This window comes from Chryseobacillus diguaensis, assembly GCF_049220665.1.
Classification (GTDB): domain Bacteria; phylum Bacillota; class Bacilli; order Bacillales; family Bacillaceae; genus Metabacillus_B.
In genome coordinates this window covers 41,236-56,500 of record NZ_JBMKNV010000019.1, presented here as the reverse complement: position 1 = coordinate 56,500, position 15,265 = coordinate 41,236, and the positions used below count along the sequence as shown (strand labels likewise).

Genomic DNA, 15,265 nt, shown 5'->3' with positions numbered 1-15,265 from the left:
TATTAGGCACGCCGCCAGCGTTCGTCCTGAGCCAGGATCAAACTCTCCAATAAAGTGTTTGATTAGCTCTTAAAAATAAAACTTGAATTAACGTTGGCATTTCGTTCTGTTTAGTTTTCAAAGATCAGTCTCGAAAAGAGAACTTTACTAGTATAACAATTATCAACTTAACTGTCAAGTATTTTTTCTCTTTTTCTTATTTCGTGCGATGCTGTTTTGCAGCAACGAATATTAATATACCACCGCCACAACAGTAAGGCAAGAGTTTTTTTCATTTTTTAAAAGATATTTTAATAAAGGTTCTTTTTTTAAACTTTGGTGCTCCTAACTCTAAATTTCTTTTAAACGGCCCCCGATTTGGCAAACCTTTAAGAAAAGATGCCCCGAAGCAAGTCAAAAGCGTGATTAGAATTTTCACGAATAGCAACAACCTCTGCGAAAACAGCCTGAATAAAATAAAATCTCCTTTCATAATGAAAGGAGATTTTAACAGATTAACGATGTCTCATTTGCGGGAAAAGAAGAACATCGCGGATTGATGGAGAGTTTGTCAAAAGCATAACAAGACGGTCTATGCCAATACCTAGCCCACCAGTGGGAGGCATGCCATATTCTAAAGCTTCTATGAAATCCTCATCCATCATATGCGCTTCATCATTACCCTTCTCACGTTCTTTCAGCTGGGCTTCAAAGCGCTCTTTCTGATCGATTGGATCATTTAGCTCTGTGAAGGCATTTGCATGTTCACGTGCTACGATAAAGAGCTCGAATCGGTCTGTGAAGCGCGGATCCTCTTCGTTCTTTTTCGCAAGCGGAGAGATTTCAACCGGATGGCCATAGATAAAAGTAGGCTGGATTAATTTTTCTTCAATTTTTTGCTCGAAGAATTCATTAATAATATGACCCACTGTCATATGTTCAGTAACTTCTACATTATGCTCTGCAGCAAAAGCTCTAGCTTCTTCTACACTCATTTCTTTCCAGAAGTCAACACCTGTTTCCTGCTTGATTGCATCAACCATATGAAGTCTTGTCCATTCCGGTTCAAGATTAACATGGTAATCCCCGTATTCTATCATTGTTGTTCCAAGTACTTCTTTTGCAATATGAGCAATGACATTTTCAGTCAGTTTCATAATATCATTGAAGTCAGCGTACGCTTCATAAAGCTCAATCATTGTAAATTCGGGGTTATGGCGTGTAGATACCCCTTCATTTCTGAAGACTCGTCCAATTTCATAAACCTTTTCCAAGCCTCCAACAATAAGGCGCTTTAAATGAAGCTCAATCGCAATGCGCATATATAACGGCATATCAAGCGCGTTATGATGAGTAATAAATGGACGGGCAGATGCACCGCCTGGTATGGAATGCATAGTTGGCGTTTCCACTTCAAGATAGCCATGGTCATCAAGATAACGGCGCATAGATTGAATAATTCTGCTGCGGGCGATGAATGTCTGTTTGCTCTCAGGATTCATGATCAAATCCAGATAACGCTGACGGTAGCGCTGTTCAACGTCTTTTAAACCATGATATTTATCAGGAAGCGGACGGAGAGATTTTGTAAGAAGCTCAAAAGAAGATACTTTAATTGATAATTCTCCAACTTTTGTTTTAAAGATATCACCAGTAATTCCGACGATGTCACCTAAATCAGCTGTATTGAAGATATCATATTGCGCTTCCCCTACAGCATCCCGGCGCACATAAATCTGCATTTGGCCAGACAGATCCTGAACGTGGGCAAAACCTGCTTTCCCTTTGCCGCGCTTCGTCATAATTCTTCCCGCTATTTTAACAGTGTTTTTGTTCTCATCTAGCTCTTCTTTTGTTAGAGAATCGTATTTTTTTAGCAAATCAGCTGTTTTGTCAGTTGTTTCAAACCTTTTTCCAAATGGATCAAGGCCCTTTTCTCTTAGAGTATGTAATTTCTCCCGCCTAACCTGCAGCTGGTCATTTAATTCTTCGTGATTTTGTTCACTCATGGTCCATCATCTCCAATTCAGGGTTTAATATAATAGCAGAAAAACTGCCAGCAAAAGCTGGCAGCATGAAATTTTAAAAATCAGCAAAAGTTTTTATCCTACTTGCGCACTTCCATCCTGCTTTGCTTCGATTTCTAAAACAAAGTCGCTTAACAGTTCTACCAATTCAGCTCTCGTATTGCATGTGTTGATTCCGTTGCGCACTTTTGCGTTGCCGCGGATGCTTTTTAGGTACCAGGCTGCATGCTTGCGCATTTCGCGAATCGCTATATTTTCGCCTTTCAATGCAATCAGGCGGTCTAAATGAAGCTTGCATACTTCGATTTTCTCTCTTGCTGTCGGTTCACCTGCAAGCTCTCCTGTTTCAAGATAGTTCACTGTCCGGTAGATCATCCAAGGGTTTCCTAGCGCTGCCCGGCCGATCATAACTCCGTCAACACCAGTTTCATCAAGCATGCGTTTTGCATCTTGGGGAGTTTGCACGTCCCCATTTCCGATAACAGGAATGTTAACTGATTGCTTAACTTCTTTAATGATATCCCAGTTTGCTGTTCCTTCATACATTTGTACACGGGTCCTTCCGTGAAGGGCAACAGCTTTACCGCCAGCCCGTTCTACAGCCTGTGCATTTTTCACCGCATAAATATGGTCTTCATCCCAGCCCATACGCATTTTAACTGTAACAGGCTTGTCTACAGCATCGACTACTGCCGAAACCATTTCGTAGATTTTATTCGGATCCAGCAGCCACTTAGCACCTGCATCACATTTTGTAATTTTAGGGACAGGACATCCCATGTTGATATCGATTATGTCAGCAGTGGTATTTTTTTCAACGAACTTCGCTGCTTCTACAAGAGTATCTTTTTCGCCGCCAAAGATTTGAAGGCTGAGCGGTTTTTCGCGCTCATCGATATATAGCATTCCCATCGTTTTTGCATTCTGATAAAGGATCGCTTTATCACTTACCATTTCAGCACAAACAAGACCTGCACCGAATTCTTTAACTGTCAAACGGAATGCTGCATTACAAACGCCGGCCATTGGTGCTAAAACAACCCGATTCTTTAATTCTATATCACCAATTTTAAACATTCGATATCCTCCTTCCTTTTTTAGGTATTTTCTATAAAAGAGGGCCGGTAAGACCTCCGTGATTCGATCCAAAAAAAGAAGAGTTACATATAGCAATACTGCGGATGGCCGGCTTTAATTTTCCTTTGGCACCAATTCCTCAACACTGATGTCCAATACTTCCGCCACTTCCTGAATAAAGTCCTCACTCGGGAAACGGTTCCCCCGTTCAACCTCTCCAAGCACGGAAACAGAAATGCCAAGGTCTTTGGCAAAGGACTCCTGTGTGTAGCCCTTCAGTTTTCTGTAGGCCCGAATGCGTCTTCCCCATTTTTCAGCTTCCATAGTCGTACCCCTTCTTTATCTGATAGTTGATCTATGATGACCGAAATCGGCTTTGAACAGTTGGGTATATTAACATGAGGATATACTTCTTTTAACGGAATCAGCACAAATGCCCGCTCACTCATTCTAGGGTGCGGAACAATTAGTTGCTCTGTTTCAATATTTTCATGATTATACAATAAAATGTCAAGGTCTAAAGTACGCGGTCCCCACTTTATATCCCTTTTTCTGCCCAATTTTTCTTCAATACTTCGAGTAACATCAAGCAATTCTTCCGGTTTCAAACTGGTAAAAACTTCTGCTGCCATATTTAAAAAAGGCTCTTGGTCCACATACCCCACAGGATCCGTTTCATATATGGAGGACAAACGGCCGACTTTTACGGCTGGCTCATTCTTTAGAGATTCGATGGCCATCTTCAAATAATTTTCCCGGTTTCCTATATTTGAACCAAGCCCCAGATAACAAGTATGTCTCATGCTCTTCCTCTGGTGATTTCAACAGCTACTGATTCATAATGACCCGGGATAGGAGGATCAGGTTTTATAATTTTTATCGTTGTTTGACAGATGTCAGGAAACTGATCAAGGATCGTTGTAGCGATCTTTTCCGCGAGAGATTCGACCAGCTTGTAAGGTTTCCCTTCCATGACCCCTTTGCAAAGGTTATATAACTCTCCGTAGTTAACGGTATATTCAAGTTCATCTGTTTGTCCGGCTTTTATTAAGTCCTTTTCAACAATGAGATTTACTCTGAACCGCTGGCCGAGCTTGTTTTCTTCTTTAAAGACACCATGGTATCCGTAAAATTCCATACCGTTTACAAAAATTTTATCCATGGTGAACTCCTTCTTTTCCAAGCATTGCATCCATCATTTTAGCCATCCTTGCCATCTCCCGAACATCATGGACCCTGATAATTTCGCATCCCTTTTCGATACCCATGCAGACAGTCGCACCAGTACCTTCCATCCTCTCATCAGGCGGAAGATCCAGCACCTTGCCGATGAAAGACTTTCTTGATGTTCCAAGCAGCACAGGATAACCAAGATGTGTGAACAAGTCTAAGTTTCGCATCACTTCAAGGTTGTCATCGAAATTTTTAGCAAAACCGATTCCCGGATCCAGAATAATGTGTTCTTCCGGAACCCCGGCTTCCTTTGCAATCACGATGCTTTCTCTAAGATCTGTAATCATATCAGAAGTCAAATGGGTGTAGCTCCGTTTCTCCCGGTTATGCATGAGAATAATAGGGACATGATATTCAGCTGCAACCTTCGCAATTTCAGGCTCGGCCTTAGCCCCCCATATATCATTAATGATGGTGGCACCAGCTTTTACCGCTTCTCTCGCTACCTTTGCTTTGTATGTATCTATTGAGATTGGCACACCGATTTCTCTGGACAGTCTCGATATTACAGGAACAACCCTTCTCAGCTCTTCTTCTTCTGGAACAAATTCAGCTCCCGGCCTTGTTGATTCCCCGCCTATATCAATAATATCCGCTCCGTCTGCAACCAATTGTCTGGCGTGCTTCAGTGCTTCTTCCACACTATCATACTTGCCGCCGTCAGAAAATGAATCAGGTGTTACATTTAAAATCCCCATAACAAGTGTTTTTTTGGAATAATCCAAATGAAACGGGCCGCATTCTAATGCTTTTTCTTTTTTAAACCCCGTGGCACTCATTGTTATCATCCTTTACAACTCATCCTTTGACCAAAGCTGGGTTCGGCAATTTGAGTAATTTTTCTTTAGCAATTCAGCTATCTCGCCTTCCATTCCTGGAAAGGATACTGACTCTATAATGGAAAACGGTATAATTTCCTGAACAGAATTTACTGCAAATACTTCATCCGCAGAGAGCATTTCAGAAACCTTATACAGTCCTTCCTCACAAGGAATGGACAGGCGATCTAAAAGTGTCAGGATAAATCGCCTTGTAATCCCGTCCAATATTCCTGTTTGAAGGGAGGGTGTGCAGACTTTTCTGTTTTTCACCCAAAAAAGGCTGGATACAATTCCTTCTGCAACATGCCCATCTTGTGTTAAAAATATTCCTTCTGCTCCAGGATGATTGCCGGTTTCTTTTTTTCCCATAAAATTATTCATATAGTGGTGGGATTTCATTCTGAATCGGCCCTCTGGCGTACTTCGCTTTGTTTGAAGCAAAACGCCTTTTTTTGCCTGGTTTGTTCCTGATGACAACTGTCTCATAAAGCAGAAAACAGTCGGATTTCCAAAAATCTGGTCAGCTAATATTTCTCCCCCGGCTCCGGCTGAAACATTAAATCGTATTGAAACATCTTCTTGCTGGAGGGAGTTTCGCTCAAGAAGGCCTTCGATAATTTCTTTAACATCTTCAAGTTTAACTAGATAATCGATCCCGAGTTCATCCAGAGATCGCTGAAGCCTTTTTAAATGATCCTTCAAAAGGAAGGGGTGCCCCTTGTAAACCCGAAACGTTTCAAAGACCCCAAGCCCATAAAGGAAGCCATGATCAAAGATGGAAATCTTGGCATCCTCTGCTTTCACGTACTCAGAATTCAAATAAATATACAAGATCAGATGCTCATTTCTGTTCGTTTATAGTATTGAATAAAGTTCTTTAAAAGATCTTTTCCAAATTCAGTCATAATCGATTCAGGGTGGAACTGAACTCCCTCAATAGGCAGTTCTTTATGGCGAATGGCCATGATTTCCTGTTCTTCTGTCCATGCCGACACTTCAAAGCATTCAGGAAGAGTTTCAGGCTTCACAATAAGTGAGTGATACCTGGTCGCTTCAAATGGCTGCTCCATATTTTCAAAAATCGACTTGCCATCATGGTGGATGTCGGAAACTTTACCGTGCATAAGCCGTTCTGCCCTAACCACATCACCTCCAAAAACCTGAGCAATGGATTGATGGCCGAGGCATACGCCAAATATAGGAATAACTCCAGCAAAAGCCTTGATTGCCTCCATACTGATTCCTGCTTCATTCGGACTGCATGGTCCAGGAGATATCATTAAATATTCAGGGTTCAGCTCTTTAATCTCTGCAATCGTAATTTCGTCATTGCGCTTCACCAGCAGCTCTTCCCCAAGCTCTCCTAAATATTGAACAAGGTTGTACGTAAAAGAATCGTAGTTATCAATCATTAATATCACTCTGCTCACCTCATCTTTTTATTTGCTTTGCTCTGCTTTGCTCACCTCGGCTGCTTTTTTTACAGCCATGGCCTTCTTTAATGATTCCTTATATTCATGCCGTGGATTGGAATCAATCACAATTCCTGCACCTGCTTGAATATAACCCTTCCCCTCTTTTGCAAAAAGAGTCCGGATAATAATATTCAACTCCAAATCTCCGCTAAAATCAATCCATCCGATTGAACCAGTGTAAATTCCTCTTCTTGCAGGTTCTAGTTCTTCAATGATTTCCATCGTCCTTACCTTTGGCGCACCTGTAATGGTTCCGCCTGGGAAGACAGATTCAATTATTTCATCAAAACCTGCTCCTTCCCTCAGCAAGCCTTTGACATTTGAAACGATATGCATGACATGCGAGTATTTTTCAACTGCCATAAATTCATCAACTTCTACAGTCCCGTATTCGCACACTCTTCCAAGATCGTTTCTTTCTAAGTCAACGAGCATAATATGTTCTGCGCGCTCTTTCTCATTCTGAATCAATTCCTGAACAAGAGAAAAGTCCTCTTCATCGTCTTTTCCTCTTGAGCGTGTTCCAGCAATAGGCCTGGTGCTTGCCATATTGCCCTTCTTTTTGACAAGTAGCTCTGGTGAGCCGCACACGATTTGAAAATCCGGAGTCTGCATATAAGCCATATAGGGAGAAGGATTAATTCTCCTTAGCTCTCCGTATATATCAATCGGATGAACCGAAAGAAGAACTTCCTGCCTGACAGACAAATTCACTTGAAAAACATCGCCTTGAGAAATATAATCCCTGATTTTTTCTACTGCTTCCATAAAGGCCTGCTCACTAAAATGCGGCTTTGAAGAATGATAATCTGCGATCTCGAATGAGTATTCAGGATCTGAAGCGTCTTTTGTCCATAGCATTCTCATATGCTCCAGCCTGTCAAAAGCCTCTTGCTGTTCTTCTTTATCCCCAAGATGCGTTATCAGCCAAAGTTCTTTCAATTGATGATCATAAACAGCCACATCATTGAAAATAAGAAAGTATAGTTCTGGTGTTTGAAGATCATCTTCTGCAAATGAAGGAAGCTTTTCAAACATCCGAACTGCATCATAGCTGATAAAACCTATCGCACCTCCCTGATAATCAGGAAGTTCTGGATTTCTCGGTCTTTCAAATCGGTTTAACCATTCCTTGAACATTCGCAGCGGGTGACCTTCCTTTGTTTCAGTCGATCCATTTTCCTCAATGGAAAGCTTGCCATCCTTTCCGGAAATAATGGCCCAAGGATGAATTCCTGCAATGCTGTATCTTCCGCCTTTTCCGCTTTCAAGAAAAATATGGCGCTGTTCATTCTTTGCAATCATTTTGTATACGTGAAAAAAATTCTCGTAATATGGAATTTTTATATAAACAGGCTCGGCTTTTTTGGTCATGGGAATAATTCTCCTAAATAGAATGCTTATCTCTATTTTACATAAAGATGAGCAGATGACCATGTCTATTTCTTTATCAAATATTGGAACTGATGATCAGCCTGCTGCATAACAACCCGAAATAAAAAAACAGTCCGAAGACTGTTTTTAGAATTTCTTTATTATTCGAATTGATAAAGCGGAGTACTTAAATAGCGTTCTCCATTACTTGGAATGATCGCCAGAACTTTTTTGCCTTTGCCAAGCTGTTTCGCAACCTTTAAAGCTGCGCTGATGGCTGCTCCTGAAGAAATACCACCAAGCAATCCTTCTTCTCTAGCAGCTCTGCGAGCATATTCAAAGGCTTCTTCGTTCTGAACCTTAATAATCTCGTCATAAATTTCAGTATCAAGAGTATCAGGCAAAAAACCAGCCCCGATGCCCTGAATTTTATGAGGACCTGGCTTACCTCCCGAAAGAACTGGAGAGTCAGATGGTTCTACCGCATAAATTTTAATATCAGGGTATTTCTCTTTTAAAACTTTTCCTGCCCCTGTGATCGTTCCGCCAGTACCGATTCCTGCGATAAAAGCGTCAAGCTGTTCACCCATTTGACGGACAATTTCAGGCCCTGTTGTTAAACGGTGAATTTCAGGGTTTGCTTCATTTTTAAACTGCTGCGGCATAAAATAGCCATTTTCCTTAGCCAATTCCTCAGCTTTGCGAATCGCGCCGCCCATGCCTTCAGCTCCTGGTGTCAAAACAAGCTCTGCACCATAAGCTTTAAGCAGATTCCTGCGTTCCATACTCATTGTATCAGGCATAACAAGTATAGCTTTTATCCCTTTAGCTGCAGCTACCATCGCAAGCCCGATACCAGTATTTCCGCTTGTCGGCTCAATAATCGTATTCCCGGGTTTTAAGCTTCCATCTTTTTCAGCCGCTTCAATCATCGCGACAGCAATACGGTCTTTTACGCTGCTCCCTGGATTCATGAATTCAAGCTTTAGATAAACATCGGCACTATCATCTTCTACAAGTCGGTTTAGCTTCAATATTGGTGTTTCTCCAACTAATTCATGTATGGAATTAGCTACACGTGACATCGTATCCACCTCATATTCCGAGTATTTGTATAGGTATTAACTCGAATTTATCAATTATATTCGGAATTGTCAATCATAAGGCATCGAGTTTAAGATGTTTTTAAAACCTGAGTTTTTGAATTGTTATTGGGCAGAACCTGCTTTCAGTTCTTCCAAATCTTCTTTAGAAAATTGATACAGCTCATTGCAAAAATGGCATTGAGCTTCTGCTCCGCCATCTTCATCAATCATACTTTGAATTTCTTCATTTCCAAGACTGATGATGGCACTAGCAATTCTTTCTCTAGAACATTGGCACTTAAAGCCTACAGGCATTTTCTCAAGAATTTTTACATTACCTTCGCCTAAAACCTCATTGAGAATTTCTTCCGGAGTAAGTCCTTTCTCAATCATTTTGGAAATAGGTTCTATTGCACTAAGTCTGCTTTCTATATGGCTGATCGTTTGATTGTCTGTTCCCGGCATAAGCTGAATAACGAAGCCTCCTGATGCTAAAATGGAGTTATCAGGATTCACCAACACTCCTACGCCAACAGAAGAAGGGATTTGTTCTGATGAAACAAGATAATAAGTAAAGTCCTCACCAAGCTCGCCAGAAACAATCGGTACCTGCCCTGTAAAATGTTCTTTCATCCCGAGGTCTTTAACGATTGTCAGCGACCCGGTTGTTCCTACAGCACGTGCCACATCAAGTTTCCCGTACTGGTTTAAGTCAAAATGGGTTTGAGGGTTCGTAACATATCCGCGCACTTCGCCCTTTGCATTGGCATCAACAAGGATGGCTCCAAGAGGCCCTCCTCCTTCAACCTTAATCGTCAGTTTATTTTCTCCTTTCAGCATTGCCCCAAGCATCAAGCCTGCTGTAAGAGATCTGCCAAGAGCAGCAGAAGCGGTCGGCCATGTCTGATGCCTTTTCTGCGCTTCACCCGCTGTATCGGTTGTATCAGCAGCATACGCACGGACTTGGCCGTTGTATGCAATAGCTTTAATTAAATAATCCATCATTTATCTCCTTTCGGATATTAACTCATATTGCGTTCATAGATCAGCTGCAGACCTTTTAATGTTAAGAATGGATCCACAATATCTATGATCGTTGATTCATTTGCAATCAGAGATGCAAGCCCTCCTGTTGCAATGACCTTAGAATGCTGACCGGTCTGCTCCCGCATTCTGCTCACAATTCCCTCAACTTGGCCAACATAGCCATATAATATTCCTGATTGCATAGCACCCACGGTATTTTTGCCAACAATATGATCCGGTCTGGCAATTTCAATTCGCGGAAGTTTTGCAGCTCTCGAATACAGAGCCTCAGTTGATATATTAATTCCTGGAGCAATAGCTCCGCCCATATACTGCTTGTCCTCATTGATATAGCAATAAGTTGTTGCTGTACCAAAATCTACAATAATTAAGGGGCTGCCATATAAATGAATACCGGCAACAGCATTCACTATTCGGTCGGCGCCAACTTCCTTTGGATTATCATATTTAATATTCAAGCCTGTCTTGATCCCCGGGCCTACTACCAGCGGATTGATACTAAAGTATTTGGAGCACATTCTTTCAAGTGCGAACATTATAGGAGGAACAACTGAAGATATAATAATACCTCGAATGTCTTGAAAATGTATTCCCACATGCTCAAAAAGAGATTTAAAAATCATGCCATACTCATCTTCTGTTTTGTTTCTGCTCGTCTCTATTCTCCAATGGTGTTTTAAACGATCATTTTCGTACACACCAATGACTGTATTTGTATTTCCTACATCCAATACTAATATCATTCTTCTCACCACTTTTATAGTTTCTCTAATGCAGTGCATACCATTCTGCCAATATCATATCACAAAGTCTAAAATCAATCAGTACAGCCTTCTCTCTAAATGAACCTTAAGAACAACAGCAAATAATTTGCTTAAAACTCGGCCAATAAAAAGGTTTACTTCCGTAAAATAAAAAAGCCGCCAGCAATTGCACTGGCGGCTTGGTATTAGTCTTTATGCGGAGGATCAATCGGTTCTGAAAGCTGACTAGGCTCATCCTTTTTCGGTTGGATATTCACCTTTACATCAGATTCATTCAGCTCTTCAACCGGACGGTCTGGGAGTCTGCCGTGATCCACAAGGTGTTTGATTTGATTGGCATCAAGAGTCTCAACATCAAGCAGGGTTTTGGCAATAAGCTCAAGCTTATCCCTGTTTTCAGTAAGAATCGTTTTAGCACGTTCATAACTTTGTTTAACAAAGCTTTGAATTTCAGTATCAATTTGGTGGGCGATCGCATCACTGTAGTTCTGCTCGTTGTGAATATCCCGGCCAAGGAACACCTGTCCTTGTGACTGTCCAAATTGAAGCGGTCCAAGTTTGTCAGACATCCCAAACTCTGTAACCATTCTTCTGGCAATGCCTGTAGCTCTCTGGAAGTCATTAGATGCGCCTGTACTTACCTCTCCAAAGATAATTTCTTCAGAAACACGCCCTCCAAGCAATCCAGTAATTTTGTCAAGAAGCTCTGGCTTTGTCATGAAATAACGGTCTTCCTTAGGCAGCATAACGGCATAGCCTCCAGCCTGGCCGCGCGGAACAATCGTCACTTTGTGAACCATTTCAGCTTCATCAAGCACAAGGCCGATAACGGTATGGCCTGCTTCATGGTAAGCCACAATATTTCTTTCTTTTTTGGAAATAACACGGCTTTTCTTAGCTGGTCCTGCAATAACTCTGTCAGTAGCTTCGTCAATATCAGTCATATCGACTTTCTTTTTGTTATGACGAGCGGCGACAAGAGCTGCTTCATTAAGCAGGTTTTCAAGATCTGCACCAGAGAAACCTGGTGTTCTCATTGCAATAGATTTTAAATCAACGCTTGAATCAAGCGGTTTATTTCTTGCATGAACTCTAAGTACTGCTTCTCGGCCTTTTACATCAGGTCTGTCAACCGTAATCTGACGGTCAAAACGTCCCGGACGCAATAGTGCCGGGTCAAGAATATCAGGGCGGTTTGTGGCAGCAACGATGATGATTCCTTCGTTAGCACTGAAGCCATCCATTTCAACAAGAAGCTGATTGAGGGTTTGTTCTCTTTCATCATGTCCCCCGCCTAAACCAGCTCCGCGCTGGCGGCCTACAGCATCAATTTCATCGATAAAGATAATACAAGGAGCATTCTTTTTCGCATTTTCAAACAAGTCACGTACACGGGATGCACCGACACCAACGAACATTTCAACAAAATCAGATCCGCTGATTGAGAAGAAAGGTACGCCTGCTTCTCCGGCAGCTGCACGGGCAAGAAGGGTTTTACCTGTTCCAGGAGGTCCTACAAGAAGAACGCCTTTTGGAATTCTTGCACCAAGCTCGGTGAACTTGCGCGGATCCTTCAGGAATTCTACAACCTCAACTAATTCCTGTTTCTCTTCATCGGCTCCTGCTACGTCTTTAAACTTAACTTTTTTCTTCTCTTCACTGTATAGCTTAGCTTTGCTTTTACCGAAGTTCATAACACGGCTTCCGCCGCCTTGAGCCTGGTTAAGCAAGAAGAAGAAGAGAATAAAGATAATGACAAAAGGTATGATGGATGTAAAGAATGTGACCCATCCGCTTGTTTCTTCAGCAGGCTGGAATTCTGTGCTGATATTTTTTACTTTTGCCGCATTATCAACTCTTTGCAGACCGATTTGGTCCGGTATATGAGTCATAAAATATTGATCTTTATTGTAGCCTTTCAATTGTCCTTTTACTTCATAAACGCCGCGGACTGGCTGAATGGATATACTTTTAACATCCCCCTTTTCTTCCAAATGAGAAATGAAGGTGTTATAGGTCATTTGTTCAGGCTTGCCATTATTGCCGTTAAAAAAGCTGACAACCCCAATAACAACAAGAAATATTAGTAAATAAAAAACGGTATTTCGGAAGATTCGACTCATTCCTTACCTCCTCCCACAGTAGGCACAATTATCTTAAATAGTATCATAGAAAATCATTCCAATACAAACAATATGGCAACTCTCTTTAGACAATTCCTACTCGTTTTTTTGGTAAACTTCAGGTTTTAACACACCGATATAAGGCAGGTTACGGTAGCGCTGGATATAGTCAAGACCATACCCCACAACAAAAGCATCAGGCACTTCAAAACATACATAATCTGCCTGAATATCTGCTTTTCTTCCGCTCGGCTTGTCAAGCAGTGTGACAATCTTGATTGATTTTGCTTTGCGGTAGCGAAATAATTCAACTAAATAGCTCAGCGTCAAACCGCTGTCAATAATATCTTCAATGATCAAAATATCCCGGCCTTCAACAGATGTATCAAGGTCTTTTAGAATCTTAACCTCACCTGATGAAACAGTTGAAGCACCATAGCTCGAAACATCCATAAAGTCCATTTCTAGATATGTATCAATGTGCTTGATCAGATCTGCCATGAACGGCATTGCACCTTTCAGCACTCCAATCACGAGCGGAAAGCGATCATTATACTCATTGGATAGTAGTGTTCCCAATTCTTTTACTTTTTTTTGAATTTCTTCTTCTGTAATCAGAATTTTTTCAATGTCTTTTTTCATTTTCGCATTGCCCCCTAGAAGATCCTTGCTCATGATATTGTAATACAATGTACTCACCGTCAGTTGCTTCCATTTCCTCTAAGGCTGATTTCTTAAGCCCCGGCAGCCACATGATGTTGCCTCTTCCATCTTCTACAACGGGCCATTTATCCCTTAAGCTCAAGGGGATTTTAGCGTCAATAAATATATCTTTGACCTTTTTGGAGCCATTCATGCCCTTCACTGTCATTTTATCCCCAGTGGTTCTGGATCTAACAGCAAGAGGAAATTTAACACATGCCTTGTTTACGACAAAGGAATGATTGTTTACTGGCACTTCTGCTGTGTTCTTTGTAATAAATGCGCTTATAAAACACCCATTTGGGAGATTTAACATTCCAGGAGGAAAAAATTCCAGACGAAATGGGGAATGTTCTTCATGCTCAAAGGTAAACAAACAGCTGTCATAAGATTTTGTTACCTTTAAACCACTTGGGTAATCAAGCGATCCTGAAGGATGTGTCTGGGAGAGCAGCTGAAGCAGACTCTCGATATGTAAAGAAGAGAAAGATGATGGAACATCTTTATAGAGATAGTTTAATATTAGTTGAATACCCCGCCTTTGTAAAGGCAAAGGCAACCTTTTAAACGCATCAATTTCTATCTCTGCAAGATTGTGTTCCTTTCTTATCCATACTCTATTCATTTCAGTGATTGTTAATTCCTGGAGCAGCTGATCATCTTCAAGCTGCAGCTCGCTGAAATTCTGAAATCTTTCATGAGCAAGCGGGTTTTCTTCCTTTATAAACGGAAGTACATGCATGCGAAAGCGATTTCTTGTATACTTCTCTGATGCATTGCTAGGATCAAATCTCGGTTCAAGATTGTATTGTTCGTTATACGCTAGGATCTCCTTTTTGGAAACCCCAAGAAGCGGCCTGATAATAAAACCTTCGCCGAAAGGCCTTTTTGCCTGAATTCCAGCTGCTGATTTTCCAGCGGCTCCTCTGACAAGCCTCATCATAATCGTTTCTACTTGATCATCTCCATGATGTGCGAGCGCAAGATAGCCAGCATGGTTCTCTCTCATGACTTCACTAAAAAAACCATAGCGGCATTCTCTTGCAGCCATCTGTGAACTTAAATGATGTTTCATTCCATAAGCTGCTGCATCAATCTGTTTGGAAGCAAACGGAATAGCGCGTTTTTTACAGAAAGATTCTACGAATTTCATTTCTTCTTCAGATTCTGCCCCTCGGAACATGTGATCTACATGGGCTGCAATAACCTTAAGATCAAATGCTTCTCTCATATTATGAAGAAGATGCAGAAGCGCAAGGGAATCCGGTCCGCCAGAAACGCCTGCTACGATGATAGAAGAAGGCTCAATAAGCCGATGTTTTTTGATAAAAGCATAAAAACGTTCCAAAGCCATACCCTCTTTGGCAATCGCTCTTTCCTTACCTTTTTTGCACCCAGCTGCAAATCGGTTTAAAAATAGCGCCTGCCTTGTTTAAAGTTATAAATATCCTACCATTTTTGTTTATAATCCTGCAAAAAAGAAGCTATTGTTCACACATTGCTCATATTTACCTTTAGCTGTTTTCATGAAAGATTATTTTAATACGTAATACGTCTG

At 41.3% G+C, this 15,265-nt stretch carries 15 protein-coding genes; all 15 read right to left on the bottom strand.

Annotation, left to right across the window (positions count from 1 at the left end; translation table 11 throughout):
* Positions 1-494: 494 nt before the first annotated feature.
* Positions 495-1,988, bottom strand: a complete 1,494-nt coding sequence (lysS, locus tag ACOT8F_RS19650) for a lysine--tRNA ligase (RefSeq protein WP_421653631.1) — start codon at positions 1,986-1,988, stop codon at positions 495-497.
* 93 nt (positions 1,989-2,081) lie between these two features.
* On the bottom strand, positions 2,082-3,083 hold the full coding sequence (gene dusB, locus ACOT8F_RS19645; protein ID WP_421653630.1) for a tRNA dihydrouridine synthase DusB: 1,002 nt from the start codon (positions 3,081-3,083) through the stop codon (positions 2,082-2,084).
* Positions 3,084-3,197: 114 nt separating this feature from the next.
* On the bottom strand, positions 3,198-3,407 hold the full coding sequence (locus ACOT8F_RS19640; RefSeq protein WP_421653629.1) for a helix-turn-helix domain-containing protein: 210 nt from the start codon (positions 3,405-3,407) through the stop codon (positions 3,198-3,200).
* On the bottom strand, positions 3,359-3,886 hold the full coding sequence (folK, locus tag ACOT8F_RS19635; protein ID WP_421653628.1) for a 2-amino-4-hydroxy-6-hydroxymethyldihydropteridine diphosphokinase: 528 nt from the start codon (positions 3,884-3,886) through the stop codon (positions 3,359-3,361). Before folK ends, ACOT8F_RS19640 begins: the two co-directional genes overlap by 49 nt.
* Entirely contained in the window at positions 3,883-4,245 is a 363-nt protein-coding gene (folB, locus tag ACOT8F_RS19630) for a dihydroneopterin aldolase (RefSeq protein WP_421653627.1), read from the bottom strand. Before folB ends, folK begins: the two co-directional genes overlap by 4 nt.
* Positions 4,238-5,095, bottom strand: a complete 858-nt coding sequence (gene folP, locus ACOT8F_RS19625) for a dihydropteroate synthase (RefSeq protein ID WP_421653626.1) — start codon at positions 5,093-5,095, stop codon at positions 4,238-4,240. The genes folB and folP overlap by 8 nt, the downstream gene beginning before the upstream one ends.
* 12 nt (positions 5,096-5,107) lie before the next feature.
* Positions 5,108-5,968 carry an aminodeoxychorismate lyase gene (gene pabC, locus ACOT8F_RS19620; RefSeq protein WP_421653625.1) on the bottom strand — a complete coding sequence of 287 codons (861 nt, stop codon included), beginning with the start codon at positions 5,966-5,968 and terminating at the stop codon, positions 5,108-5,110.
* Between the two features lie 2 nt (positions 5,969-5,970).
* The gene (pabA, locus tag ACOT8F_RS19615; RefSeq protein ID WP_421653624.1) at positions 5,971-6,558 is read right to left on the bottom strand and encodes an aminodeoxychorismate/anthranilate synthase component II; all 588 of its coding nucleotides are present in this window, start codon (positions 6,556-6,558) and stop codon (positions 5,971-5,973) included.
* Positions 6,559-6,576: 18 nt separating this feature from the next.
* On the bottom strand, positions 6,577-7,986 hold the full coding sequence (locus ACOT8F_RS19610) for an anthranilate synthase component I family protein (RefSeq protein ID WP_421653623.1): 1,410 nt from the start codon (positions 7,984-7,986) through the stop codon (positions 6,577-6,579).
* 161 nt (positions 7,987-8,147) lie between these two features.
* On the bottom strand, positions 8,148-9,071 hold the full coding sequence (cysK, locus tag ACOT8F_RS19605) for a cysteine synthase A (RefSeq protein ID WP_421653622.1): 924 nt from the start codon (positions 9,069-9,071) through the stop codon (positions 8,148-8,150).
* 123 nt (positions 9,072-9,194) lie between these two features.
* Positions 9,195-10,076, bottom strand: a complete 882-nt coding sequence (hslO, locus tag ACOT8F_RS19600) for an Hsp33 family molecular chaperone HslO (protein ID WP_421653621.1) — start codon at positions 10,074-10,076, stop codon at positions 9,195-9,197.
* 17 nt (positions 10,077-10,093) lie between these two features.
* Positions 10,094-10,861 carry a type III pantothenate kinase gene (locus ACOT8F_RS19595; protein WP_421653620.1) on the bottom strand — a complete coding sequence of 256 codons (768 nt, stop codon included), beginning with the start codon at positions 10,859-10,861 and terminating at the stop codon, positions 10,094-10,096.
* A 206-nt stretch (positions 10,862-11,067) separates the two neighbouring features.
* Entirely contained in the window at positions 11,068-13,005 is a 1,938-nt protein-coding gene (ftsH, locus tag ACOT8F_RS19590; protein WP_421653619.1) for an ATP-dependent zinc metalloprotease FtsH, read from the bottom strand.
* A 96-nt stretch (positions 13,006-13,101) separates the two neighbouring features.
* Positions 13,102-13,647 carry a hypoxanthine phosphoribosyltransferase gene (hpt, locus tag ACOT8F_RS19585; protein WP_421653618.1) on the bottom strand — a complete coding sequence of 182 codons (546 nt, stop codon included), beginning with the start codon at positions 13,645-13,647 and terminating at the stop codon, positions 13,102-13,104.
* On the bottom strand, positions 13,631-15,061 hold the full coding sequence (gene tilS, locus ACOT8F_RS19580) for a tRNA lysidine(34) synthetase TilS (protein ID WP_421653617.1): 1,431 nt from the start codon (positions 15,059-15,061) through the stop codon (positions 13,631-13,633). The genes hpt and tilS overlap by 17 nt, the downstream gene beginning before the upstream one ends.
* Positions 15,062-15,265 lie beyond the last annotated feature (204 nt).

Excerpts from the sequence above, each read along its gene's own strand:
- lysS (WP_421653631.1), bottom strand. The coding sequence starts at position 1,988 with ATGAGTGAACAAAATCACGAAGAATTAAATGACCAGCTGCAGGTTAGG.
- dusB (WP_421653630.1), bottom strand. The coding sequence starts at position 3,083 with ATGTTTAAAATTGGTGATATAGAATTAAAGAATCGGGTTGTTTTAGCA.
- ACOT8F_RS19640 (WP_421653629.1), bottom strand. The coding sequence starts at position 3,407 with ATGGAAGCTGAAAAATGGGGAAGACGCATTCGGGCCTACAGAAAACTG.
- folK (WP_421653628.1), bottom strand. The coding sequence starts at position 3,886 with ATGAGACATACTTGTTATCTGGGGCTTGGTTCAAATATAGGAAACCGG.
- folB (WP_421653627.1), bottom strand. The coding sequence starts at position 4,245 with ATGGATAAAATTTTTGTAAACGGTATGGAATTTTACGGATACCATGGT.
- folP (WP_421653626.1), bottom strand. The coding sequence starts at position 5,095 with ATGAGTGCCACGGGGTTTAAAAAAGAAAAAGCATTAGAATGCGGCCCG.
- ACOT8F_RS19610 (WP_421653623.1), bottom strand. The coding sequence starts at position 7,986 with ATGACCAAAAAAGCCGAGCCTGTTTATATAAAAATTCCATATTACGAG.
- cysK (WP_421653622.1), bottom strand. The coding sequence starts at position 9,071 with ATGTCACGTGTAGCTAATTCCATACATGAATTAGTTGGAGAAACACCA.
- hslO (WP_421653621.1), bottom strand. The coding sequence starts at position 10,076 with ATGATGGATTATTTAATTAAAGCTATTGCATACAACGGCCAAGTCCGT.
- ACOT8F_RS19595 (WP_421653620.1), bottom strand. The coding sequence starts at position 10,861 with ATGATATTAGTATTGGATGTAGGAAATACAAATACAGTCATTGGTGTG.
- ftsH (WP_421653619.1), bottom strand. The coding sequence starts at position 13,005 with ATGAGTCGAATCTTCCGAAATACCGTTTTTTATTTACTAATATTTCTT.
- hpt (WP_421653618.1), bottom strand. The coding sequence starts at position 13,647 with ATGAAAAAAGACATTGAAAAAATTCTGATTACAGAAGAAGAAATTCAA.
- tilS (WP_421653617.1), bottom strand. The coding sequence starts at position 15,061 with ATGGCTTTGGAACGTTTTTATGCTTTTATCAAAAAACATCGGCTTATT.